Annotated in this window: 23 protein-coding genes; 10 read left to right on the top strand and 13 right to left on the bottom strand. The window is 63.7% G+C overall.

Translation table 11 applies throughout. From position 1 onward, the window contains the following. Positions 1 to 49: 49 nt before the first annotated feature. The 5 genes from ftsH to panC all read right to left on the bottom strand — a co-directional run bounded on the left by ftsH (position 50) and on the right by panC (position 5,552). A complete protein-coding gene (gene ftsH / locus ACFDTG_RS04800) occupies positions 50 to 2,005 on the bottom strand; it encodes an ATP-dependent zinc metalloprotease FtsH (RefSeq protein ID WP_375289877.1) in 1,956 nt (651 codons plus the stop codon). A gap of 113 nt (positions 2,006 to 2,118) precedes the next feature. After that, positions 2,119 to 2,742 (bottom strand): exopolysaccharide biosynthesis protein, encoded by a 624-nt coding sequence (locus ACFDTG_RS04795; RefSeq protein WP_375289876.1) that lies wholly within the window; start codon positions 2,740 to 2,742, stop codon positions 2,119 to 2,121. Positions 2,743 to 2,780: 38 nt separating this feature from the next. Continuing rightward, positions 2,781 to 3,233, bottom strand: coding sequence for a MaoC family dehydratase (locus tag ACFDTG_RS04790; RefSeq protein WP_375289875.1), 453 nt, complete (start codon positions 3,231 to 3,233; stop codon positions 2,781 to 2,783). Further along, on the bottom strand, positions 3,233 to 4,654 hold the full coding sequence (locus ACFDTG_RS04785; protein WP_375289874.1) for an aldehyde dehydrogenase family protein: 1,422 nt from the start codon (positions 4,652 to 4,654) through the stop codon (positions 3,233 to 3,235). Before ACFDTG_RS04785 ends, ACFDTG_RS04790 begins: the two co-directional genes overlap by 1 nt. A gap of 46 nt (positions 4,655 to 4,700) precedes the next feature. Further along, a complete protein-coding gene (gene panC, locus ACFDTG_RS04780; RefSeq protein WP_375289873.1) occupies positions 4,701 to 5,552 on the bottom strand; it encodes a pantoate--beta-alanine ligase in 852 nt (283 codons plus the stop codon). Positions 5,553 to 5,636: 84 nt separating this feature from the next. Between panC and ACFDTG_RS04775 the strand changes: the two genes are divergently transcribed. The 3 genes from ACFDTG_RS04775 to pgmG are packed head-to-tail and all read left to right on the top strand — an operon-like array spanning position 5,637 to position 8,145. Further along, positions 5,637 to 6,458 (top strand): division plane positioning ATPase MipZ, encoded by an 822-nt coding sequence (locus ACFDTG_RS04775; protein ID WP_375289872.1) that lies wholly within the window; start codon positions 5,637 to 5,639, stop codon positions 6,456 to 6,458. Beyond that, positions 6,455 to 6,745 carry a J domain-containing protein gene (locus ACFDTG_RS04770; protein WP_375289871.1) on the top strand — a complete coding sequence of 97 codons (291 nt, stop codon included), beginning with the start codon at positions 6,455 to 6,457 and terminating at the stop codon, positions 6,743 to 6,745. Before ACFDTG_RS04775 ends, ACFDTG_RS04770 begins: the two co-directional genes overlap by 4 nt. Further along, positions 6,742 to 8,145: a phosphoglucomutase/phosphomannomutase PgmG gene (gene pgmG / locus ACFDTG_RS04765; RefSeq protein WP_375289870.1), complete on the top strand. Its 1,404-nt coding sequence runs from the start codon at positions 6,742 to 6,744 to the stop codon at positions 8,143 to 8,145. Before ACFDTG_RS04770 ends, pgmG begins: the two co-directional genes overlap by 4 nt. A gap of 82 nt (positions 8,146 to 8,227) precedes the next feature. On the opposite strand, the gene ACFDTG_RS04760 is transcribed toward pgmG, so the two are convergent. Next, positions 8,228 to 9,046 (bottom strand): SWFGD domain-containing protein, encoded by an 819-nt coding sequence (locus tag ACFDTG_RS04760; RefSeq protein ID WP_375289869.1) that lies wholly within the window; start codon positions 9,044 to 9,046, stop codon positions 8,228 to 8,230. 272 nt (positions 9,047 to 9,318) lie between these two features. On the opposite strand from ACFDTG_RS04760, the gene ACFDTG_RS04755 reads away from it, so the two are divergent. Further along, the gene (locus ACFDTG_RS04755) at positions 9,319 to 11,787 is read left to right on the top strand and encodes a ligase-associated DNA damage response DEXH box helicase (protein WP_375289868.1); all 2,469 of its coding nucleotides are present in this window, start codon (positions 9,319 to 9,321) and stop codon (positions 11,785 to 11,787) included. A gap of 20 nt (positions 11,788 to 11,807) precedes the next feature. Further along, positions 11,808 to 11,963, top strand: a complete 156-nt coding sequence (locus ACFDTG_RS04750; protein ID WP_375289867.1) for a hypothetical protein — start codon at positions 11,808 to 11,810, stop codon at positions 11,961 to 11,963. Between the two features lie 119 nt (positions 11,964 to 12,082). Here ACFDTG_RS04750 and ACFDTG_RS04745 read toward each other — a convergent pair whose 3' ends face one another. From ACFDTG_RS04745 to ACFDTG_RS04730, 4 genes are all read right to left on the bottom strand, one after another. Beyond that, entirely contained in the window at positions 12,083 to 12,517 is a 435-nt protein-coding gene (locus ACFDTG_RS04745) for an ExbD/TolR family protein (RefSeq protein WP_375289866.1), read from the bottom strand. Positions 12,518 to 12,553: 36 nt separating this feature from the next. Further along, positions 12,554 to 13,087: an ExbD/TolR family protein gene (locus tag ACFDTG_RS04740; protein WP_375289865.1), complete on the bottom strand. Its 534-nt coding sequence runs from the start codon at positions 13,085 to 13,087 to the stop codon at positions 12,554 to 12,556. A 75-nt stretch (positions 13,088 to 13,162) separates the two neighbouring features. After that, complete coding sequence (locus ACFDTG_RS04735; RefSeq protein ID WP_375289864.1) at positions 13,163 to 13,984, bottom strand: MotA/TolQ/ExbB proton channel family protein; 822 nt, start codon at positions 13,982 to 13,984, stop codon at positions 13,163 to 13,165. Positions 13,985 to 14,041: 57 nt separating this feature from the next. After that, complete coding sequence (locus ACFDTG_RS04730; protein ID WP_375289863.1) at positions 14,042 to 14,722, bottom strand: energy transducer TonB; 681 nt, start codon at positions 14,720 to 14,722, stop codon at positions 14,042 to 14,044. 281 nt (positions 14,723 to 15,003) lie between these two features. Between ACFDTG_RS04730 and ACFDTG_RS04725 the strand changes: the two genes are divergently transcribed. Both ACFDTG_RS04725 and ACFDTG_RS04720 read left to right on the top strand, forming a co-directional pair. Further along, entirely contained in the window at positions 15,004 to 15,930 is a 927-nt protein-coding gene (locus ACFDTG_RS04725) for a hypothetical protein (RefSeq protein ID WP_375289862.1), read from the top strand. A gap of 40 nt (positions 15,931 to 15,970) precedes the next feature. After that, a complete protein-coding gene (locus tag ACFDTG_RS04720) occupies positions 15,971 to 17,287 on the top strand; it encodes a homoserine dehydrogenase (protein ID WP_375289861.1) in 1,317 nt (438 codons plus the stop codon). Here the strand turns inward: ACFDTG_RS04720 and ACFDTG_RS04715 are convergent. Then, positions 17,247 to 17,810 (bottom strand): hypothetical protein, encoded by a 564-nt coding sequence (locus ACFDTG_RS04715; protein ID WP_375289860.1) that lies wholly within the window; start codon positions 17,808 to 17,810, stop codon positions 17,247 to 17,249. The genes ACFDTG_RS04720 and ACFDTG_RS04715 overlap by 41 nt on opposite strands. Before the next feature lie 17 nt (positions 17,811 to 17,827). After that, the gene (locus ACFDTG_RS04710) at positions 17,828 to 18,409 is read right to left on the bottom strand and encodes a hypothetical protein (protein ID WP_375289859.1); all 582 of its coding nucleotides are present in this window, start codon (positions 18,407 to 18,409) and stop codon (positions 17,828 to 17,830) included. Positions 18,410 to 18,481: 72 nt separating this feature from the next. On the opposite strand from ACFDTG_RS04710, the gene glpX reads away from it, so the two are divergent. Continuing rightward, positions 18,482 to 19,453: a class II fructose-bisphosphatase gene (glpX, locus tag ACFDTG_RS04705; RefSeq protein WP_375289858.1), complete on the top strand. Its 972-nt coding sequence runs from the start codon at positions 18,482 to 18,484 to the stop codon at positions 19,451 to 19,453. A gap of 339 nt (positions 19,454 to 19,792) precedes the next feature. Continuing rightward, positions 19,793 to 20,671 (top strand): OmpA family protein, encoded by an 879-nt coding sequence (locus tag ACFDTG_RS04700; RefSeq protein WP_375289857.1) that lies wholly within the window; start codon positions 19,793 to 19,795, stop codon positions 20,669 to 20,671. A 67-nt stretch (positions 20,672 to 20,738) separates the two neighbouring features. On the opposite strand, the gene ACFDTG_RS04695 is transcribed toward ACFDTG_RS04700, so the two are convergent. Continuing rightward, the gene (locus tag ACFDTG_RS04695; protein WP_375289856.1) at positions 20,739 to 21,557 is read right to left on the bottom strand and encodes a hypothetical protein; all 819 of its coding nucleotides are present in this window, start codon (positions 21,555 to 21,557) and stop codon (positions 20,739 to 20,741) included. A gap of 187 nt (positions 21,558 to 21,744) precedes the next feature. Here ACFDTG_RS04695 and prs point away from each other — a divergent pair. Continuing rightward, a partial coding sequence (gene prs / locus ACFDTG_RS04690; RefSeq protein WP_375289855.1) for a ribose-phosphate diphosphokinase occupies positions 21,745 to 22,239 on the top strand: 495 nt, incomplete at its 3' end.

Genomic DNA, 22,239 nt, shown 5'->3' with positions numbered 1-22,239 from the left:
CGATTGCGGACCGGGGGATGAACAACGGCTTACGAGATGCCGGTTGCGATTACGCCCCTTGCGGAGCCCCTTCGCCGCCGAAGCGCTTGCCCGCCTTGGGAATGGCCGATCCGCGGACCGGCTGAACCACCAGACCGGAGCCGGCATCCGAATCGCGATTGATCTTGCCGTTCTCCATCAGCGCCTTGATCTCTTCGCCGGTCAGGGTTTCGTATTCGAGCATGGCCTGCGCCAACAGGTGCAGCTTATCCTCCTGCTCGGTCAGCACTTCCCGCGCGCGCGCAAGACCGCCTTCGACCAATTCCTTGATTTCGGCATCGATCAGCTTGTTCGTCTCGCTGCCGCCCATTGTCCGCGCCGTCTGCCCCATACCCAGATAGCCTTCCTGGCTTTCCTCGTACTGGAGCGGTCCGAGCTTGTCGCTCATGCCCCACTTGGTCACCATGTTGCGCGCCAGATCGGTGGCATACTGGATATCGCCGGAAGCGCCGCTGGACACCTTGCTGTGACCGAAGATGATTTCCTCCGCCACGCGGCCACCCATGGCCACGGCAAGGTTCGCGTGCATCTTGTCGCGATGATAGGAATAGCTGTCGCGTTCGGGCAGGCGCATCACCATACCCAATGCACGACCGCGCGGGATGATCGTGGCCTTGTGAATCGGGTCCGACGCGGGCTCGTTCAGGCTGACGAGCGCGTGGCCGGCTTCGTGATAGGCGGTCATCTTCTTCTCGTCGTCGGTCATGACCATGCTGCGGCGTTCCGCGCCCATCATGACCTTGTCCTTGGCGTCCTCAAACTCTTGCATGGCCACCAGGCGCTTGTTGCGCCGCGCCGCCAGCAGCGCCGCCTCGTTCACGAGGTTGGCGAGATCCGCGCCCGAAAAGCCCGGCGTGCCACGCGCGATCGTGCGAGGGTTGACGTCCGGGGCCAGCGGCACTTTCTTCATGTGCACGGCCAGGATTTTCTCACGCCCTTCGATATCGGGTACCGGCACCACGACCTGACGGTCGAAGCGGCCCGGACGCAGCAGCGCGGGGTCGAGCACATCGGGCCGGTTGGTGGCCGCGATGATGATGATTCCTTCGTTGGCTTCGAATCCGTCCATCTCGACCAGAAGCTGATTCAGCGTCTGCTCGCGCTCGTCGTTCGAATTGCCCAGTCCGTGGCCACGATGGCGGCCCACAGCGTCGATTTCGTCGATAAAAACGATGCAGGGCGCGTTCTTTTTGGCCTGTTCGAACATGTCGCGCACGCGGCTGGCGCCGACGCCAACGAACATCTCGACGAAGTCGGAGCCCGAAATGGTGAAGAACGGCACGCCCGCCTCGCCCGCGATTGCGCGGGCCAGCAGCGTCTTACCGGTACCGGGGCTGCCGACCAGCAGCGCACCCTTGGGGATCTGGCCGCCAAGCTTGGCGAAGCGATTCGGGTCCTTGAGGAACTCGACGATCTCTTCCAGTTCCTCGCGCGCCTCATCGATGCCGGCGACATCGGCAAAGGTGACTTTGCCCTGCTTTTCGGTCAGCATCTTGGCCTTCGACTTGCCGAAGCCCATCGCGCCGCCAGCTCCGCCGCCTTTCTGCACCTGGCGCAGCGCGAAGAACGCGATGCCCAGGATCAACACGAACGGCAGCGACTGGATGAGGATATAGGTAAATACGCTCATCTCCTCCTTGGCGGCGCCGGAGTAGGAGACATTGTTCTGGTCAAGCAGACCGGTCAGTTCCGTGTCGTTGGCGACGGGAACGGTCGAGAACTGCTGACCGCTGGTCAGGGTTCCGGTAATCTGGTCTGGCGAAATCTGAACGTCGCGCACCTGGCCTTCGGCAACCTGCTTGCGGAAATCCGAATAGCCGATCGCCTCGCCCGGGGCGCGATTGCCGCCCCCGAACACGGACACCACGACGAGAAGGGCGAGAAAAATCCCGCCCCAAATCATCAGGCTCTTAATCCACGGGTTCTGGTTCCCGCCTTCAGGATCACCGGGCTGGTTATCGCTCATTTACGCGCAGTCCTTATCATGCCCCTGTAATGTAGGCGCCAGGGGATGAATGACAAGTTTAGGAGCATTAAGGAAAGCCCCAATATGTCGCACAGTGTAACCGAACCAGCCGGTCAGCCGGCGCCGCCGGTCAGCAGGAGGTAGGCGCCGATCGCAACTGCGGCCAGCGCGACGCCGATGGCGATGGCCATGAACAGACCGTCTCGCACTGTCAGTGCCAGACCGAAAATCGCAATGGCGAACATCGGCGCTGCACTGGCAAAGGGGAGGAATTCGAGCGGAGGGACCGTGCAGCAAAGCGCGATCACGGCCAGCGCCGCCCCCTTCAGCCACCAGCCATCGACCAGATTTTCCAGGCGACCGTGGCTATGCTCGTCCAGCCAATGAGCAATCCCGCGAAGCTTTCCCACCGCCTTGTGCAACTTCTTTCCCGAGACCGCGCGTTTTTGAATGATCTGCGGCATCCAGACATGGTCGCGCCCCGCGAACAGCTGCGCCGCGGTCAGCGCGATCACCACGGCGAGAAAGGTCGGGACGCCCGGAATGGCCCCGACGGGCGATTCTTCGATCAAGGCGGGGATCAGGATGAACGGGCCGAAGCTGCGTTCGCCGAAGTCGTCGAGCACGTCGCCGATACAGACCTGCTCATGATGCGCGGCAAGCTCGTCAAGGTCGCCCAGGACCTCCTCGACGCTCGCGGGCTCATCATGCCCAGATTTGTTATCGCCATCCTGCATCCTCGCACTTCAACGTGCTTAGATCCACAGGGGTCCCATCACGGGTCGCGGCGCTTCAGCAGAGCCGCTCGCTCGCAACGACACACGATCTCGTCACGCTGGTTCAGGCATTCGTGGCGGAAGGTAACGATTCCGGCGTCGGGCCGCGATCTGCTGTCTTTCAGCGCAATCACCTCACTGGTGGCCCTTAAGGTATCTCCCAGAAAAACGGGACTTGGCATGACCAGCTTCTCGTAGCCCAGGTTGGCGACCAAGGTGCCGAGCGTGGTTTCACCCACGCTCAGGCCTACCATCAGCGCGAAGGTGAAGGTGCCGTTGACCAGGATCTGCCCGAATTCGCTGTCCCGCGCCGCCTCCACATCGAGGTGGAGCGGCTGCGGGTTGTGCGTCATCGTGGTGAAGAGGAGATTGTCCGTCTCGGTAACGGTGCGGCGGATCTCGTGATCGATTCGGTCGCCAATCTCCCATTCGTCGTAGAAGCGCCCTGCCACTAAGCGGGCGCCCCCATCACCGCCTTGACCTCGAGAAACTCGTCGAAGCCGAACTTGCCCCACTCGCGGCCATTGCCCGATTTCTTGTAGCCACCGAAGGCTGCCATCATATCGTAGCCGCCGTTGATGGCCACTCGGCCAGCCCGGATCCGGCGGGCGATTGCCTTGGCCTGATCCATGTCCTCGCCCGAAACGGCGGAGGCGAGACCGTATTCGGTGTCGTTGGCGATACGCACGGCATCGTCGAGGTCTTCATAGCCCAGGATGCAGAGCACGGGCCCAAAGATTTCTTCGCGCGCGATAGTCATGTCGTTCGTGACGTCCGCGAAGACGGTGGGTTTCACATAATGCCCGGTTTCCAGCCCCTCGGGCTTGCCCGGACCGCCTGCGACCAGTGTCGCGCCTTCCTCGATACCCTTCTCGATCAGGCCCTGGATCTTGTCCCACTGCGTTTTGGAAACGACGGGGCCGATGGCGGCATTGCCCTTGGGGTCGCCCGGGATCACCCCCTCGGCAGCTTCCTTCGCAACGGCCTTGGCCTCTTCCATGCGGGCGTGGGGCACGAACATGCGGCTGGGCGCGGTACAGGTCTGGCCCGAATTGCCCATCATGCCGACCGTGCCCTTGGCCACCGACTTGGCGAAGGCGCTGTCGTCGAGGACGATATTGGGGCTCTTGCCGCCCAGCTCCTGCGCCACACGCTTGACCGTGGGGGCAGCATTGGAGGCGATGGCGATCCCGGCGCGGGTGGAGCCGGTGAAGCTCACCATGTCGATATCCTCGTGCCCGCTGATCGCGGTGCCGACGCCCGGTCCATCACCGTTGATGAGGTTGAATACGCCTTTGGGCACGCCAGCCTCATGCATGATCTCCGCAAAGATGGCCGCATTGAAGGGTGCGATCTCCGACGGCTTGAGAATCATGGTGTTGCCGGTGGCAAGGGCGGGGAAGACCTTGCAGGCGATCTGGTTCAGCGGCCAGTTCCATGGCGTGATCATCCCGACGAGGCCAACCGGTTCGAAAAGGTGGAGCGTATTTCCGTCTTGCCGTTCGAACTGGAAATCTTCCAGGATCTTGATCGCGGTCTGAAGATGGCCGCCGAGCAGGCCAACATGCGGTCCGCTGGCCAGCGACATCGGTGCGCCCATCTCTTCGCTGACGGCCTTGGCAAGATCCTCGCGGCGCTTCTCGATCCCGGCACCGATCGCCTTCAACAGGTCGAGCCGCTCTGCGCGCGAAGAAAACTGCCAGCTTTCGAAAGCGCGGCGGGCGGCGGCAACCGCCTTGTCGACGTCGGCTGCGCTGCCAAGCGAGATATGGCCGATAGTCTCCTCTGTAGCGGGATTTTCGACCGGCATTGTGTTTGCCTTCGCCGGGTCGATCCATTCGCCGTCGATGTAGAACTTGGTGTACTCGTACATGGCCGTCTCTCCTTTGCGGCTCAATTGGGCACTTGGGGCGCGGTGGTCAACCGGCGGCCATGTTGTCGATGAGGCGGGTGCCGCCGATGCGCGCCGCAACGAAGAGCCGGGCCCCCGGTGCGAGGCGATCCAGCGGGACGAGGCTGTCTCCATCGCGAAGCTCCGCGTAATCCACCGTGTCGAACCCCGCTGTGCGCAAGGCATCGCGCAGATTACCCAAGGCCCGGTCTGCCCCGCCCCCGTCCTGAAGCAAGTCGACCGCATCCCTCATGGCCGTGGGGAGAGCGGCGGCGGCGGCGCGCTGCTCGGGCGAAAGATAGGCGTTGCGGCTACTCATCGCGACGCCGTCCGCCTCACGCACGATCGGTACGCCGTGGATCGCGTCGACATGCGGCATCGTGAGGTCGAGATCGCGCGCCATGCGGCGGATAACCGCAAGCTGCTGCCAGTCCTTCTCGCCGAAGAACGCCATGTCGGGCCGCACCTGGTTGAACAGCTTGCATACCACCGTGGCCACCCCGTCGAAATGCCTGGGGCGATCGCCGCCACACAAACCCTCGCTCACCCCGGCCACACTGACATTGGTGGCGTAGCCTTCGGGATAAACCTCGTCAGGTTGCGGCGCCCATAACAAAGCCACCCCTTCCGCCGCCAGCAGACCGCTGTCGCGTTCCAATTGGCGCGGATAGGCATCAAGATCTTCACTGGGTCCGAACTGGCGGGGATTCACGAAGATCGAGGCGACGACATGGTCGGCACGATCGCGCGCGGTGCGGATCAGCGTCAGATGCCCCTCGTGCAGGGCGCCCATGGTCGGTACAAGCGCCACCGTGCCGCCATCTTCGCGCAGAGCGCCAACGCTATTTCTCAACACGCCCAGCGTCGTGACTGTTTGCACGCCTCATTCACCTCCGATAGGGGACGGCTCGCCCCTAGCGCCTTGCGAAGGGCAGTCCAACCACCAGCGAGACCAGCCACCACCGTGACCGACGCCGCCCGCCCCCACCGCATCACCTTCGCGAATGAGAAAGGCGGCACCGGCAAGTCGACGACCGCAGTGCATGTCGCTGTCGCGCTCGGCTACAGTGGCAAGCGCGTGGTCGCCTTCGATCTCGACCCGCGCCAGCGCACGATGGACCGCTATTTTGAAAACCGGCGCGCAACGGCGGAAAAGCGCAGCATCGATCTCCCCACCGCTGCGAGCCACGTCGCCGACGGGCTGACGCCCGAGGCATTCGAGGAACTTGTCGCGCGCGAGGCCCAAGGCGCCGATTTCATCGTCATCGACACTCCCGGGCGCGACGACCCGCTTGCCCGTCACGCCGCGTCCGAAGCCGATACGCTCATCACTCCAATGAACGACAGCTTCGTGGACTTCGACCTGATCGGGCAGGTGGAAGGGGAAAGCTTCAAGGTAAAGAAACTCAGCTTCTACGCGGAGTTGATCTGGGAGGCGCGGCTCAAGCGCTCTCGATCCACGCTGGAACAGCAGCGGCCTCAGATGGATTGGGTCGTGGTGAGAAACCGCACCGGCTATACCGAGGCGCGAAACATGGCGCGTATCGAAAAGGCTTTGGGCGAAATGTCCAAGCGCGTGGGCTTTCGCGTCGCCAAGGGCCTGTCCGAACGCGTGATCTACCGCGAGCTCTTCCCGAGCGGGCTGACCTTGCTCGACAAGGGGCACCTTGGCGATCTCGGCACCAGCCATCTTGTCGCGCGGCAGGAACTGCGCGGATTGGTCGCGAGTCTGAACTTGCCCGGCCTTTCCTCTCGCGCCGAACCGGCCGAGGGCGCCGCGGCGTGATCAAGCTGCTGGTCCTGGCCGCCGTGATAGCCATGGCGGTTCGCTGGCTGACAGGGGCGTGGCCATGGGACTGGCTGTCGACAAAGCCGAACAGGGCGCGGGAAATCGCGAAAGCGCGCCGACTTTTGCGCCTTTCGCCCGGTGCAAGCCGCGAGGACGTGCGCACCGCCTATCGTCGTCTTGCCGCCGACGCCCATCCCGATCGCGGCGGCAGTGCCCCGCGGCTTGCCGCGCTCACGCAGGCGCGCGATCTTCTTCTCGACCACATGCCGGAGAACACCCGATGAGCCATCAATTCGATTCCACCGTCCTGCGCGAATACGACATTCGCGGAATTATCGGCGAAACCCTGGGACCAGACGACGCGCGAGCGATCGGGCGCGGTTTCGCGACCCTGCTCGGCCGCGCGGGCGGCAGCAAGGTGGCCGTCGGCTACGACGGGCGTGTCAGCTCGCCTATGCTGGAACACGCGCTGATCGAGGGACTTAACGCGAGCGGATGCGATGTGGTGAGAGTGGGCATGGGCCCCACCCCCATGCTCTATTTCGCCGAGGCGTCGATGGAGGACGTCGACGGGGGCATTCAGATCACCGGCAGCCACAATCCCGCCAATTACAATGGCTTCAAGATGGTCTTCCAGGGCCGCCCGTTCTTCGGTGCAGACATACTGAAGATCGGTGAAATGGCCGCCGCGGGCGACTGGACCGATGGATCGGGCAGTGTGGAAACCCGCGAGATTCTCAATCAGTATATAGATCGCATGTTGAATGCGCTCGAACACGTCGACGAAGCGAAACTTTCTCAACTGAAAGTCGGTTGGGACGCGGGCAATGGCGCGGCCGGCCCGGCGCTCGAGAAGCTCGCCGCGAAGCTGCCCGGTGAGCATCATCTGCTCTACACCGAGGTGGACGGCAACTTCCCCAATCACCATCCCGATCCGACGGTCGAGGACAATCTCGCCGACCTCAAGAAACTGGTCGCCGACAAGAACCTCGATTTCGGCATCGCCTTCGATGGCGATGGCGACCGGATCGGGGCCATCGACGGGCAGGGCCGGGTCATCTGGGGCGACCAGTTGCTCATGATCTATGCCGAAGATGTGCTGAAGACCCACCCGGGCGCTACCGTGATTGCCGACGTGAAGGCGAGCCGGGCCCTTTTCGACACAGTTTCGAGATTCGGCGGGCAGCCGCTGATGTGGAAGACCGGCCATTCGCTCATCAAGTCGAAAATGAAGGAAACCGGATCGCCCCTGGCGGGTGAGATGAGCGGGCACGTGTTTTTCGCCGATACCTATTATGGATACGACGATGCGCTCTACGCGGGCATCCGCCTTATCGCCGCCAGCGCGCGGCTCGGCCGGACGGTTACCGAATTGCGCGGCGCCATGCCCGCCATGGTCAACACGCCCGAAATGCGGTTCCAGGTCGACGAGAGCCGCAAGTTCGCCGCCATCGAGGAGGTCAAGCAGCGGCTCGCCAACAGCCCCGACGATGTCGATGGGACCGACGGCGTGCGCGTGACCAACGCGGATGGTTGGTGGCTACTGCGCGCGTCCAACACTCAGGACGTTCTTGTCGCGCGCGCCGAAAGCGAAAGCCAGGAAGGACTGGACCGTCTCGTCGCCCAGATCGACGAACAACTCGAGCTTTCGGGGCTCGAACGCGGCGAAAGCGTGGGCCACTGATCCTGCCTCGCCAAAAATTAGGCATCGCCAACAGAAAGGGGCCCGAATTACGGGCCCCTTTTTATTCGGAATTTGCTTTTGATCAGCTCTCGACAGTGCGGTCTTCGTCCGACGAGTAATAGTTGCTGTCGTTGTTCTTGATGCGCAGATTGTTCTGCACATGCTTCACGCCGGTGATGTCGTGGACCACGTCTTCGGCGCGGCGCTTTGCCGACCGGCTGGTTACCGTCCCATCGAGCGTTACCTCGTTATCGGCACAGGTCACATTGATGTTGGTCGCATCGACCCGGCTGTCGTGAGTAAGCCGCTCGCATGCGTCTTCCAGAAGGCGTTCGTTCGAGCGTTCGTAGTTTGCGGGGCCGCGTCCACGATGGTCCATGCGGCGCCTGCGTTCGGCATCCTCATCGCCAAACCAGCTCATCACTTCGTCGCCAGCTTTGTCGAAGAAGCCGCGCTCATCACGGTCGTAACCGCGCGAACCCATCGAACCACTTCCACTATACATGCCGTAGCTTCCCGCGCCGTAATTTCGGCTTCTATAGCCGCTGCCCCGGTTGGAGCCATAGCGTCCATCCGAATAGTCTTCACCGCCGAAATCGTCCGGGCGGAAGTAGCTATGGCGCGTTTCCTCGCGCGAATAACGAGACGATGGCATCGGCCGGTCGTAGTCATCGAACGATGACGTATCGGATGCATAACCCGAGCCACCGCGAGAGTAATTTTGGCGTTGGTTGCCGCTCTCGCGGCTTGAGGTATCGTAGCTGCCACCCCGCCAACGGTCGTCGCCCTGCTGGCGATTGTCACTGTCGTAGAACTGTTCGGCCTGCTGATCGTTGCGATCGAAGCGGTCGCGCTCGTTTCCGCCAGACTGATTATTGCGATTGCGGTCTCTGTTGTCCATGAGTTGCTCTCCATTGCCGCCTGACTGGGCTTTGTCCGGAGCGCCAGGCGGCTGAGGGGGCGATCAGGCAAACTGTTCGGCCTCTGAGAGACCGTATACTTATTTAACGGACGGGGGGACTAATTGGTCCACGGCACGGCGCACCGAAAGAGCGGTTCGGCGCACATGCAGCTGATTTGCTGCGACATTTGTTTATTCCGTGGAGGGTATGGCATGGTGATCGCTCTCTCGGCGATTGATTCCGCGCTGTAATCTTCCCACTGACGAGATCGATGACCTTGTTGGTGCCCCCGGAGATTGAAACCTGGTTCGCTGGCCGGGACTGGAAGATACGGCGTCATCAGCGCGACATGATGGCGGCGGGCGATGCCGGCCGGCACGCCCTGCTGGTCGCTGATACGGGCGCCGGCAAGACGCTGGCGGGGTTTCTCCCGACGCTGACCGACTTTACGCCCTCCCGCCTGGCGGGAGAGCCTCCCCCCGAGGGGCTTCACACACTCTACGTGTCGCCGCTCAAGGCCCTGGCGCATGATGTGCAGCGTAATCTCATCGCCCCGGTGGAAGAAATGGGGCTGACGGTCCGGATCGAAACGCGCAGCGGCGATACACCGTCGGATCGCAAGAAGCGGCAACGGACCCGCCCGCCGCATATTCTGCTGACCACGCCGGAAAGCCTGTCGTTGCTCTTGAGCTATCCGGACAGCTTCGAACTGTTTGTCGGCCTGAAACGGATCGTCATCGACGAAATTCATGCCTTTGCGACCGGCAAGCGCGGAGATCTGCTGGCGCTCGCGCTCAGCAGGTTGCAGTCGATCTCTCCCGGCATGCAACGCGCGGCCCTGTCCGCAACGCTCGCCGATCCGGAGAGCTTTCGCGAATGGCTGGCCCCCTGGGGAGACATCGACAGCGTTGATCTGGTCCAAGGAGAAGCCGGCGCCCCGGCGGAGGTGGAGATACTCTTGCCCGATGAAGAGCGGGTGCCATGGGGCGGACACGCCGCCACCTGGGCAATTCCGCAGCTTTACGAGCAGATCCGGAAGAACCGCACCACGCTGATCTTTACCAACACGCGCTTTCTGGCAGAATACATCTTCCAGAACCTGTGGACCGTGAACGAGGACAATCTCCCCATCGGCGTCCACCACGGATCGCTGAGCAAGGAGGCGCGGCGGAAGGTCGAAGGGGCGATGGCCCGCGGCGAACTCCGTGCGCTGGTGGCCACGGCGAGCCTCGATCTGGGCGTCGACTGGGGTGATATCGATCTGGTGGTCCAGATGGGCGCGCCCAAGGGATCGAGCAGGCTGCTTCAGCGGATCGGACGAGCGAACCATAGGCTCGACCAGCCCAGTCGTGCCCTGCTGGTGCCTGGCAATCGCTTCGAGTTCCTGGAGGCGACGGCGGCCAAGGAGGCCGTCGACGAGGGGCAGCGGGATGGCGAAGATTTTCGTCCGGGCGGGCTCGATGTGCTCGCACAGCATGTCATGGCCTGCGCCTGCGCTGCGCCATTCCACGAAGACGCGCTTTTGACCGAAATCCGTTCCAGCCTTAGCTATGCGTGGGTCGATGCGGAGGTGCTGGCCCGGGTGCTCTCCTTCGTGGAGAGCGGTGGCTATGCGCTCAAGGCCTATGACAAGTTCAAGCGGATCGTGCGCGCACCCGATGGCGTCTGGCGCCTGGCGCACCCAGAGCAGGCCGCACGCCATCGTTTGAACGCGGGCATCATCGTCGACAGCGAAATGCTGGAGGTTCGGATCAGCGGGGGGGGCAGGCGCGGCGGGCGATCCCTTGGAAAAGTGGAGGAACGCTTCGCCGCGTCGCTGAGCCCGGGCGATACCTTCGCATTCGCCGGCATGAGCCTGGAGGTCGTCAAGCTTCAGGACATGGAGGTTCTCGTCCGCGCGGCAAAGACCAGCGCGATGATCCCCAGCTACGGCGGACAACGGCTGCCGTTGACGACGCATCTGGCATCGCGGGTGCGCCAGATGCTGGTCGATCGGGCCGGTTGGGCGCGCTTTCCCGACGACGTACGCGAATGGCTGGAAGTGCAGGACTGGCGCAGCCGGATGCCAGGACCGGACAGCCTGCTGGTCGAAAGCTTCCCCCATGCCAAGCGCGAATATACCGTCTATTACACCTTCATCGGCTGGAACGCGAACCAGTCGCTCGGCATGCTTATCACTAAGCGGATGGAGGATCGCGGGCTGATGCCCGGTGGATTTGTCGCAAACGACTACAGCCTCGCGGTCTGGGGCCTTCGCCCGGTGACCGACCCCCGCCCGCTGCTGTCTCCCGATATCCTCCAGGACGAGTTTATCGACTGGGTACAGACCAGCCATCTTCTCCGGCGCGCCTTTCGCGAGGTGGCGGTGATTGGTGGGCTGGTGGAGCGACAGCAGCCCGGCAAGCGCAAGACGGGCAAGCAGGTTACCTTCTCGACCGACCTCATCTACGATGTGCTGCGCAAATACGAACCCGATCATGTCCTGCTGGAGGCCGCCTGGGCCGATGCGCGAACGCGGATGACGGATGTGGGGCGCCTGGGTGATCTGCTGGATGGCGCTGCGAGCGAGCTGGTTCATGTGGAACTGGAGCGGGTCAGCCCGCTTGCCGTTCCCGTCATGGTGATGATCGGGCGAGAGGCGACGCCGCAAGGCAGCGCGGATGACGAATTGCTACTGGAAGCGGAGAGCCTCGCTGCAGCGGCGATGCGTGTCGACCGATCCGATGCTCTGGAAGACTAAGTGAGAGCGTTGAAGCAAAGATGGACCTGATTGCCGAAGATGCCCATGTCGGTGAACCCGCTTCGTTTCATACGGGCAAAGCATTCCTGCCGGTCGTTAACGCCCCGATCATGCGGGAGCTTCGAATCAAGGCTCCGGCTCGGGTCTCTCGCTTATTGCCGCAACCAGCAATTTGATTAATTTATCTTCGATCGCAGGATCACGACTGCAAAAGTCTATGGTCACGAGAATGGGGTAATAAAAAAGGGCGGCTTGCGCCGCCCCTCTAATCGTTGGTGCACCTGACGATAAAGAATCAGGCAGGCTTTCCGAAGGAGCGATACTGCTCGTTCCCGACGAAGCCGAACTTGGTTACGCCGCTGGCCTTGATGATGTTCAAGACCTTGGCCGACAAGTCATAGCTGGCGCGGGCCTCGGGCTCGAACTGAAGCTCGGGTTCCACGGCCATGCTGCGTGACGCTTCGAGAAGGGTAACGAGCTGACCCTGGTCGATATTGTTGCCGTTCCACAGGATCTGATCCTGACCGGTCAGAACCAGCTTGTTCTTGGTCGGCTCGACCATGTTGGTATCCGCAGGGTTCGGCTGCGGCAAATCAACATCGACCGAGTGGGTCGCGACCGGGATGGACATGATGAAGATGATGAGGAGGCAGAGCAGGACGTCGATCAACGGCGTCATGTTCATCTCGATCATCGGCGCGCCATCGTCCTTGCCGCCTGACATTGCCATGGGAACTTACTCCTGTTTCTCTGCCCTGCTTCCGGCTTAGACGCCGGGTTCGACAGGGTTAGAGATAAAGCCGACGGTGGGATACCCTGCCGCCTGCACGTTATAGATGGCGCCCGCCACGCACTGCCAGGGCGCATTGATATCGCCGCGGATATGAACCTGCGGAATCTTCTCCGGATCTGCCTTGATCGCGTCCGGCCCACCGGCCCGCTGAACGATGGTGTCGAGACGCTGGAACGCCTGATCGTAAAGCTCTTCCGAGCTCACTGGCGTCACGTTGTTGAAGTAGATCCGGCACTCTCCGTTCCGCGAAGCGCCGTTAAAGCCCGGCTGCCCTGCGCTCAATCCAGCTTCGTCCGTGGAGCTCACGGTCAGAAGCAGGTTTTCAACCTTGTCCTTCGATTCAAGGGATTCGAAAACCGGAATCTTCAGCTTCTCGATCGTCTGGATCGCAACCGGAACCGCCACCAGGAAGATGATCAGGAGCACCAGCATCACGTCGACGAGCGGCGTCGTGTTGATGTCCGACATCGGCCTCTCGACGCCACCGCCTCCCGCAGAAATCGCCATGGGTTATCCTATCCGTAAATACATTTGGGAGCGACCGTCGGGGCGGAGCGACAAAGCCACCCGCCCCGATATGGCTTAACGCTTCGTGGGGGTGGTGGGAGTGGTCGTTGTCGTCGTCGTGCTGGTGGTCTTCGACGCTGCGGGAGCGGTGGCCGCAGCCTTGGCTGCCTGCTGGGTCGAGGTACCGGTCACGACGGCAGGACGAACTGCGCCGCGAGAGTTGATGTTGGCGAGCAGGTCGGTCGAAAAGCCCGAGAGCATTTCCGCGATCTTCTTATTGCGCGCCTGCAGCCAGTTGTAGGCGAGCACCGCGGGAACAGCGACGAGCAGACCAATGGCGGTCATGATCAGCGCTTCACCGACCGGGCCGGCGACCTTGTCAATCGAGGCCGAACCGGCAAGGCCGATGTTGATCAGGGCGCGGTAGATACCGATAACCGTTCCCAGCAGGCCGACGAACGGGGCCGTCGCGCCGACCGTGGCGAGGAAGGGCAGGCCACCGGCGAGCTTGGAATTGATGGCAGCTTCCGAGCGTGCGAGCGAGCCGTGCAGCCAGTCGTGCGCTTCAAGGCTGTCGCCCATCTTCTCGTGCTGCGCTTCGGCAGCGTTCGCGTCGTCCACGAGCTGGCGCCATGCGCTGTTCTTGTCTAGCTTGGTCGCGCCTTCCTTGATGGTCGGTGCGCGCCAGAACGAGGTGCGGACACCCTTGTACTGGTTCATGATCTTGTTCTGCTCGAAGAGCTTGGTGAACAGAATGTAGAACGAGCCGACCGACATGATCACCAGCACGCCGAAAATCGACCAGGCGATGATGCCGCCTTGTTCCATCGCCTCCATGAAGCCGAAGGAGGTCTGCGGAGCCGCCGATCCTGCGGCAGCGAGAAGTTCGAAGGTCATTGCGGGAAGTCCTTTACTGTAATTGCTGTCCAGCTCTCTGCGAGAGCCTCAAACTCATCAATCCAAACGGTAGACAATTGCGGTGCTGTAAGGCGCCGAAATCGGGTTGCCCGCGGCATTCAGCGCCGGCTTGAACCGGGCATAGCGCCGCATCCCGTCACAGGCCGCCTCGTCAAGCGAGCTGTTGCCGCTCGACCGGGATACGGAGCACGCTTCCACGCGGCCGTTCGACCCCACGGTCACATTGACGCCGACGGTCCCCTGCGCTTCCTCGCGGATGGCGCGGGCCGGATAGTTGTCCTGAATCTGACGAGCCCAGCGGCCCTGGTTCTCCGTCTGCACGCCGCGTGCTTGCGACGGCGGCGGTGGAGGTGCCGGTGGAGGTGCCGGAGCGGCCACGGGAGCCGGCGGCGGAATGCGAATCGCAGGCGGAGCCGGCGGCGGTATCGTCGTCGTCGTGCGGATCGGCGGCGGCGTGCGCGCGATGCTGATCGGCGGCGGCGGCGCGACCGGCGGCGGCGGAGCCACTTCCTGCTCCGGCGGCGGTGGCGGCGGTTCTTCCGGCGGCGGCGGCGGCGGCTCGCTTACGTCCACCGTCGTCACACGCTCCACCACCTTCTTGACCGCATCGTAAGCAAGCCCGGTAACAAGCGCGTATCCCAATGCGATGTGAATGATGGCAACAATGGCAATCGCAATAATGCGACTGGAACTCATTTGTTGGTCAGCATAGGCCATTCGGTCGCGTCACTCCATCGTCCCGCACCAGAATCAAGGTGCGTTATAACACCTTGTCCTGAGGACTGCGGTGCTGTCAATTCGTTCCCCGGAGATCGCCCCCGCAAGAATCGCAGCGAGCCCAGCCCACCAGATTTCTCGCGATACCCGTCCCCGGACCAAAAGGGCAATATTATGTCTTAGGCCCTGATACCGGTTCCTTAGCCATCGATATCGTATCGGGCAAACCCTTTTGCGGCTCTGTCCCAAATCTTGCGGTTCAGTCCCAATTAACGACAAAAGTGGCGTCGACCGTAGGGTTCAAGCGTTATGGTGCAGCCCGCCAGATCGAACAGGAGAATGACGAGATGTTTCCTACCCGACACCGCCCATTCACGCTTTTAGGCGCCATTGCCGGATTGGCATGCCTGGGTGTGGCCGCGCTTCCCGTTGCGGCTGCCGAGACGCAGGTCGCGGAGGAGCCGGCGCTGACCTATGCCGATCTCGTCACCCTGGCGGATGTCGCACCGCTTGTCGTGCGTGCGCGTGTTACGCAGCAGGCTACCCTCAAGGCGGAGCGCGCGCCCGGGCTCGCACCGGGACACGCCCGCCTTTATGTCGAAGCCGATACCATTTCGCTGCTGGCCGGAACCGCTCCCCTCGGTGGCGCCTTGAAATATCTCGTCGACGTGCCCCTCGATTCGAAGGGTCGCCCGCCCAAGCTCAAGAAGAAGGAAGTCGTCCTGTTTGCCCGCGCGGTGCCCTCGCGCCCAGGCGAGCTCCAGCTGGTGGCGCCCGATGCGCAGCTTGTCTGGTCGCAAGCTCTGGAGGCACGCCTGCGGCCCATACTTTCCGCGCTTGCCAGTCCCGATGCGCCGCCGCGGATCACCAAGGTGCGCGATGCCCTTTCGAGTGAGGGCAATCTGGCAGGCGAGTCCGAAACGCAGGTGTTTCTTCAGACTGCCAACGATGCACCCGCCGCGCTAACGGTCATCCGGCGTCCCGGGATGGAACCGCGATGGGGCGTCTCTTTCGAAGAGTTGGTCGACCAGTCTGCCGCGCCGGCTGCGCGCGAAAGCCTGGCCTGGTACCGGCTGGCATGTGCCCTGCCCGCGCAGCTTCCGCAGGAGGCCAACATTTCCGAAAGCCCGATGGATCAGCGCAGGGCCGCCCAGGATTATGCCTTTGTGATGACGCAGCTCGGCCCCTGCACGCGCACTAGAAGCTGATCCCTGTTGCACCCCTGCCGTAGTTCGGTAGTCGGGGTGCATGAACGAGATACGCACCAAAGCCCACCCCCTGTCTATCGCTCTGGCCGGTCTCGGCACCGTCGGCGTCGGCGTGATCGAGCTTCTGGAGGCGAACCGGGAAATGGTGGAAGCCCGGGCCGGGCGGCCCTTGCGGGTGGTGGCGGCCAGCGCGCGCGATCTCGGCCGGGATCGCGGCGTCGATCTTTCCGCTTTGGCCCTCGAAAGCGATATGGCCGCGCTTGCCGATCGCCACGATGTCGATGTGGTGGTGGAGGCGGTGGGCGGCGCGCAAGGCCCCGCGCTGGAGCTGGCCCGCAAGACGCTTGCCGCCGGGAAGGGCCTGGTAACTGCCAACAAGGCGATGATCGCGCATCACGGACTGGAACTCGCGCAACTGGCCGCGGCCAATTCCGCTTCCCTCGCGTTCGAGGCGGCGGTTGCCGGCGGCATCCCCGTCGTGAAGGCCCTGCGCGAGGGGGCGGCGGCGAATGCCATAGAACGCATCTATGGCATCCTAAACGGCACCAGCAATTACATCCTCTCCACGATGGAAACGACGGGCGCCGATTTCGCCGATGTCCTGGCGGAAGCCCAGGCCAAGGGTTACGCGGAGGCGGACCCGGCCTTCGATGTTGACGGCATCGACGCGGCGCACAAGCTGGCGATCCTTGCCGCCATCGGCTTCGGCGCGCGGATAGACTTTCCCGCCGTCGCAACCACAGGCATCCGCGAAGTGCGCGCCGCCGACATTGCGCAGGCCCGCGCGCTGGGATTTGTGATCCGCCTCGTCGGCGTGGCCGACTGCGCGGCGGGCCAGCTGCTCCAGCGCGTACGGCCCTGTCTGGTGCCCACGAGCCATCCGCTGGCGCATGTTACCGGCGCGACCAATGCGGTGGTGGCGGAGGGGAATTTCGTCGGCCGTCTGCTGTTGCAGGGCGCGGGCGCGGGCGCAGGACCTACTGCCAGCGCCATCGTGGCCGACCTCATCGACATCGCGCGCGGCACGGTCCCACCCCCGTTTTCCCTTCCCGCGCAAGATCTGGCGGCGATGGCGCCAGCCGATCCGGGCGATCGGCAGGGGCGCGACTACATCCGTTTTACCGTCACCGACCGACCGGGCGTGCTTGCGGAGATCACCGCCGCCATGCGCGATGCGGGGGTTTCGATAGAGAGCCTGATCCAGCATGGCCGCGCGAACGAGAACGGAAGCGAAGTGCTGGTCGCCATGGTTACGCACGAGGGCCTGGAACGCTCGGTAAGCAAGGCGCTGGAACTGCTGGGAGGATCGGAAAGCCTTACTGCGGCGCCGCTGGTTCTGCCGATCCTGCGGGACTGAGGCGCTCGCCATCCAGAGGGGTCGCCACCGGCTCCGCGGGAGAGGCTTGGGGTTCCGGCGCGGCCCTTTCCGTTTCGGCCCCCAAGGGAGCGAGACCGCGCCCGATCCGGTCCGCATCCGATCCAGGCGGTGCTTCCGGCAACGCCGTGACATCGATGATCAGCGCCGGGACCGGTGCCGGCAGCGCGAAGGTGGGCTTGCCCCGGAAGATTCCTGCGCCCGCGACGTCCGGCGTCGCAATGGTCCCTGCATTTCGCGTCCTTTCAGCATAGCGAGACCTGGCCGCATCCCTGTCATAGAGCGCCGGGCCCGCCGCCTCGCGCTCTGCGCAGACCACGATCTCGCCCGAGATCTCCGCAGACTCCTGCCTGCGCAGACAGGCCCGGTCGGGAACGGGGGCCGGCTGGGGAGGAGGTGCGAGAATGTCGACACGTTCGGCGGGAGGCCCGATGATCTGCTCCTGTGCCAGGGCCGGGCGACACACACAGACCGCAACGAACATCGTGAGGGCGGCCTTCGTCACTCGCGAGTAGGAATGCCTCATTGCGACAGCGTCTCTGGGGAATTCGCTGCATCACCCGGCGTCCGCAGGGCGTCGGGATCGGGTAGCCCCAGCGAATCCCGCTGCTCGGCCGGAGTAGGCGGCGGCCCCTTCGCGTCCTCCTCTGCACCCAGCGGCGCCAGGCCTCGCGCGATCCGGTCCGCGTCCGATCCCGGCGGCGCCTCTGGCAGAGCAGTCACGTCGATCATCAACGCGGGTGGCTTGGGGCACGGCGGGATGAAGCATCCACGGGCGACCACGATTCCGTGGTTCGGGATGCCGAACACGTCCGGCGTGCTCTGTCCCTGGGTTTTTGCGGCATAACGATCCTGGGCTTTCTCCCGGTCGTAGTCGCCCGGTCCCGCGGCCTTCCGTTCCGCACAGACGATAATTTCGCCCGAGATGATCGCGGCCTCCTGCCTGCGCTCGCAAGCCTTGTCGACGACAGGTTCCGTCTCGGGCGGTGCGGCGGTGAGATCGATCCGCTGCGGCGGTGTGCCGCTTTGGGCCTCGAGCGCCTGTGCGGCAAGCGGCCCCGTCGCCGGCAGCACCACGAGCGCAATGAACCAATGTCTCGACATGGCGCCCTCCCTCCGGCTATCGGCCCTGCCCGATCCGGGCGTTCCTTTCGCCCGCCGGGGAGTGAACCATCGATGAACTCGCAAGATAATGCCCTCGACCGCGTGCTCGTGCTCGAAATGGTCCGCGTGACCGAAGCCGCCGCGATCGCCGCCAGCAAGCTTGTGGGCCGCGGCGACGAGAAAGCCGCCGATGCTGCTGCCGTGGAAGCCATGCGCGAAGCGTTCGATACGCTTTACATGGATGGCACGGTGGTGATCGGCGAAGGCGAACGGGACGAAGCACCGATGCTCTACATCGGCGAGAAAGTCGGCGGAGCGCCGGGCCGGGGCCCCAAGATCGACATCGCGCTCGACCCACTGGAAGGGACCACCATTACCGCCAAGGCCGGGCCGAATGCGCTGGCGGTGCTGGCTGCGGCGGAAGAAGGCAATCTTCTCAACGCTCCCGACGTCTATATGGACAAGCTGGCCGTCGGCCCAGGCTACAGCGACGGGATCATCGATCTTGCCAAGAGCCCCACCGAAAACGTGAAGGCGGTTGCGAAGGAGAAGGGCGTCAAGCCTGCGGACATCATCGTCTGCGTGCTAGACCGTCCGCGCCACGCGGATCTCATCGCCGAACTGCGGGGTCTCGGTTGCGGTGTGGTCCTGATCGGCGACGGCGACGTTGCGGGCGTGATCGCGGTGACCGATCCCGACACCACCATCGACCTCTACATGGGCCAGGGCGGCGCGCCCGAAGGCGTGCTGGCCGCCGCAGCGCTCAGTTGTGTGGGCGGGCAGTTCAACGGCCGCCTCGTATTCCGCAACGAAGACGAAAAGGCTCGGGCCCGCAAATGGGGCATCGAGGATCTCGACCGCATCTATACCCGCGACGATCTGGTGATGGGCGATTGCATCTTCGCCGCCACCGGCGTGACCGACGGTTCGCTGCTCGACGGCGTGAAGGTTACCCGCGATGGGAAGATGACCACCGAAAGCGTAGTGATGCGCGCCAGCTCGGGCACAGTGCGCTGGGTGAAGGGCGAGCATCGCGCGCGCTAGCCCGGACGAGGCCCCGTCTGGCGAAACAGTCGACGGGGCCGAGCAACTCGGCCATCGGTATTCTCGCCGGGGAAAGGCGAAAGTCGTGCCTGCCTTCGCCGCGAGCATCCTGTGAGAGCGGGGCACGCCAGTATCTTCAGGCGCGCCCACAGACTCCATTCGTCGCACACCCGCACTCGGTCCCCCGCAGCTTGGCGGCGCCTGAGCCAGATGTTCATTTGCGGGAAAGGCGCCGGTCCGCAGCCGCCTCGCCTGAACGCGGAGCATCGCACCGCTAGCGGCTGGACGGGAGCCGCGACCAATCCGCACCGGGGGGTGTGAAAAAAGGAGTTTCACCACATGAACAATCGCCTCAAAACCGCCGGGCACCTGGCGCTGATCGTCATGGCTACTGCGCCGCTGGCGTCGCTCTCGGCCCAGCAGGCCTACGAGCAGACCGGCGAGGTGCTCACCACCGTAGAGGGCGAATTGCCAACAAACCTGGCAGAACTTCCGGACGGCCCGCAGGTCGAGGGCGTCATCGCCGCCCGCAGCGGCAACCGGCTGCTGATCAAGGGCGAAGACGGGACGCGCACCGAAGTCAGTGTCGGCACCCCCACCACGATCAAGTCGAGCGGTGGTTTTCTCGGCCTGAGCAAGGAAGAACTGACCGCCTCCGACCTGCTCAACGGCCTGCCGGTAAGCGTGGATACCAAGGAATGGGGCGGTGGCCTGCTGGCCAGCCGCATCGATCTCAAGTCGAAGGACCTCAAGGTCGCGAACATGATCCACAGCGGGACCGAACAGGGCTTCGCCGAACAGACCGCCGCCACCGAAGCGCTGCGCGGCCGCGTAGGCGACATCGACAAGTACAATGTCAAGGCGACCACCAACGTCAATTTCGACACCGGCAAGTATAATCTGTCCGAACAGGCCAAGGCCGATTTGTGCCAGGCCGCAAACCAGGCCGAAGCCACCGACAACGCCCTCCTTCTGGTGGTCGGATATACCGATTCGACCGGAAGCTATGAAGTAAATCAGGATCTTAGCGAAAAGCGCGCGGCGCGTGTCGTGAACTATCTGCAGCAGCAGTGCGGCTGGGCCCCCTATCGCATGCTGACACCCACCGGCATGGCCGAGGCCGATCCGCTGGCCGATAATTACACGGATGCCGGCAAGGCTCAGAACCGCCGCGTCGCCGTGAACATACTGGTCAGCAAAAGCGTCGACGGTTTCTAGTCACCGGGATCGAACGGGAGGGTCGGGCCCGGCCGGGTTCGCCCCCTTCCCGCCTTGAACCGCCCCGCTAACCGGGAAGGTGCGTATAATCGATCCGAATGCGCACCCATTCCCCCACCATCGCGCGCCCGCCCACCCGGGGCGGACGGACCTTGAACTGCCAGGCCGCGTTCAACACGGCGCTCCCCATGTTCGATCCCTGCGGATATTCATCCACCAGGACGCAATGATCGACCCTGTATTCAGGCTGGGTCTGGCAGTTGATCAGCGCCCAGGCCGGCGCGGGCGTTGTGGACAGATAGCCGCGCAACTCGTCGGGATAAGGTTCGCGATACCACCTCGCCCGGTAAAGCGGCTCTCCGTTCGGGCCGCTCCCCGCAATCCGCTCCGAATCTCCGGGGATGCCCGTGTTCGCAGGCGTGGGCGGTCCCGCTCGATCCGATCGGATGACGGCGGTGATCTTCGGCTTACCCGGTGCCGCCGGAGTTGGGGGAGCGGCTACCGGGGCGGGTCTGGGTGTCTGAAGAATGACGGGGGGCGGCGGCACGAGCGGCGGGGTGGCTCTATCTGGGCTGGCATCGACCGGGATGGGAGGCCGCGAGGGAGAGGCGGTCGGCGCTTGCGCAGTTTCGGAGGCAGGCTGGGGGTCCGGTTCGGAAGACGGTGTTTCCGTTTCGCGTGCATCGAAGGTCGTCACGACACTGCGGGTGATCTGTTCGCCGCCGCCCCCCGCGCCCAGCGTCAGCAATGCAAGCAGGATCGCGATCTCGATCGCCACAACCAGGGCGAGAGACCCGACCCGCCGCCGCGCACCAGGCCAGCGATCGTCGAGCGTGTCGCGCCAGCCAGCGAGGCTTACAAGAATTTGGGGTGCGGGGCCTGGCATGGGACCTTGGTGTCGAAGGAGCGCGATCCCATAGTGGACCAGCGCCTTGCCGGCCAGTGAACGGAGCGGTGATTGGGCAAAGATGACGATATCGTCCCGCCACCACCCCGCCTCTGTTGCAATATGGTGACCCTCGGCTAAGCCCCGGGCCAGCCGAATCCCACTGCCTTCAGGATTGCCAGCACCCATGAAGATCGTCGCCGCCAACTCGAACCTTCCGCTCGCACGCGCGATCGCGGGCTATCTCGAGATGCCGCTCACCGATGCCTCCGTACGCCGCTTTGCGGACGAGGAGATCTTCGTCGAAATCCACGAGAACGTGCGCGGCGAAGACCTGTTCATCCTGCAATCCACCAGCTTCCCGGCGAACGACAATCTGATGGAACTGCTGATTACCATCGATGCGTGCCGGAGAGCGAGCGCCAAGCGGATCACCGCGGTCATTCCCTATTTCGGTTATGCCCGGCAGGACCGGAAGCCGGGACCGCGCACGCCGATCTCGGCCAAGCTGGTGGCCAATCTCATCACCGAGGCGGGCGCCGACCGCGTCCTTTCGGTCGATCTGCACGCGGGGCAGATCCAGGGTTTCTTCGATATCCCGACCGACAACCTCTATGCCGCGCCCGTTATGGCCGCCGACATCCAGGCGCGATATGGCGGAAACGATCTGATGGTCGTCTCT

This window comes from Qipengyuania sp. (assembly GCF_042095715.1).
Classification (GTDB): domain Bacteria; phylum Pseudomonadota; class Alphaproteobacteria; order Sphingomonadales; family Sphingomonadaceae; genus Qipengyuania.
The sequence above is the reverse complement of the archived record's forward strand: the minus strand, read 5'-3'. Positions and strand labels throughout refer to the sequence as shown.

Bases quoted from the DNA above. Each gene is read 5' to 3' on its own strand.
- ftsH (WP_375289877.1), bottom strand. From the start codon at position 2,005: ATGAGCGATAACCAGCCCGGTGATCCTGAAGGCGGGAACCAGAACCCG.
- ACFDTG_RS04795 (WP_375289876.1), bottom strand. From the start codon at position 2,742: ATGCAGGATGGCGATAACAAATCTGGGCATGATGAGCCCGCGAGCGTC.
- ACFDTG_RS04785 (WP_375289874.1), bottom strand. From the start codon at position 4,654: ATGTACGAGTACACCAAGTTCTACATCGACGGCGAATGGATCGACCCG.
- pgmG (WP_375289870.1), top strand. From the start codon at position 6,742: ATGAGCCATCAATTCGATTCCACCGTCCTGCGCGAATACGACATTCGC.
- ACFDTG_RS04760 (WP_375289869.1), bottom strand. From the start codon at position 9,046: ATGGACAACAGAGACCGCAATCGCAATAATCAGTCTGGCGGAAACGAG.
- ACFDTG_RS04755 (WP_375289868.1), top strand. From the start codon at position 9,319: ATGACCTTGTTGGTGCCCCCGGAGATTGAAACCTGGTTCGCTGGCCGG.
- ACFDTG_RS04750 (WP_375289867.1), top strand. From the start codon at position 11,808: ATGGACCTGATTGCCGAAGATGCCCATGTCGGTGAACCCGCTTCGTTT.
- ACFDTG_RS04745 (WP_375289866.1), bottom strand. From the start codon at position 12,517: ATGGCAATGTCAGGCGGCAAGGACGATGGCGCGCCGATGATCGAGATG.
- ACFDTG_RS04740 (WP_375289865.1), bottom strand. From the start codon at position 13,087: ATGGCGATTTCTGCGGGAGGCGGTGGCGTCGAGAGGCCGATGTCGGAC.
- ACFDTG_RS04735 (WP_375289864.1), bottom strand. From the start codon at position 13,984: ATGACCTTCGAACTTCTCGCTGCCGCAGGATCGGCGGCTCCGCAGACC.
- ACFDTG_RS04730 (WP_375289863.1), bottom strand. From the start codon at position 14,722: ATGGCCTATGCTGACCAACAAATGAGTTCCAGTCGCATTATTGCGATT.
- ACFDTG_RS04720 (WP_375289861.1), top strand. From the start codon at position 15,971: ATGAACGAGATACGCACCAAAGCCCACCCCCTGTCTATCGCTCTGGCC.
- ACFDTG_RS04710 (WP_375289859.1), bottom strand. From the start codon at position 18,409: ATGTCGAGACATTGGTTCATTGCGCTCGTGGTGCTGCCGGCGACGGGG.
- glpX (WP_375289858.1), top strand. From the start codon at position 18,482: ATGAACTCGCAAGATAATGCCCTCGACCGCGTGCTCGTGCTCGAAATG.
- ACFDTG_RS04700 (WP_375289857.1), top strand. From the start codon at position 19,793: ATGAACAATCGCCTCAAAACCGCCGGGCACCTGGCGCTGATCGTCATG.
- ACFDTG_RS04695 (WP_375289856.1), bottom strand. From the start codon at position 21,557: ATGCCAGGCCCCGCACCCCAAATTCTTGTAAGCCTCGCTGGCTGGCGC.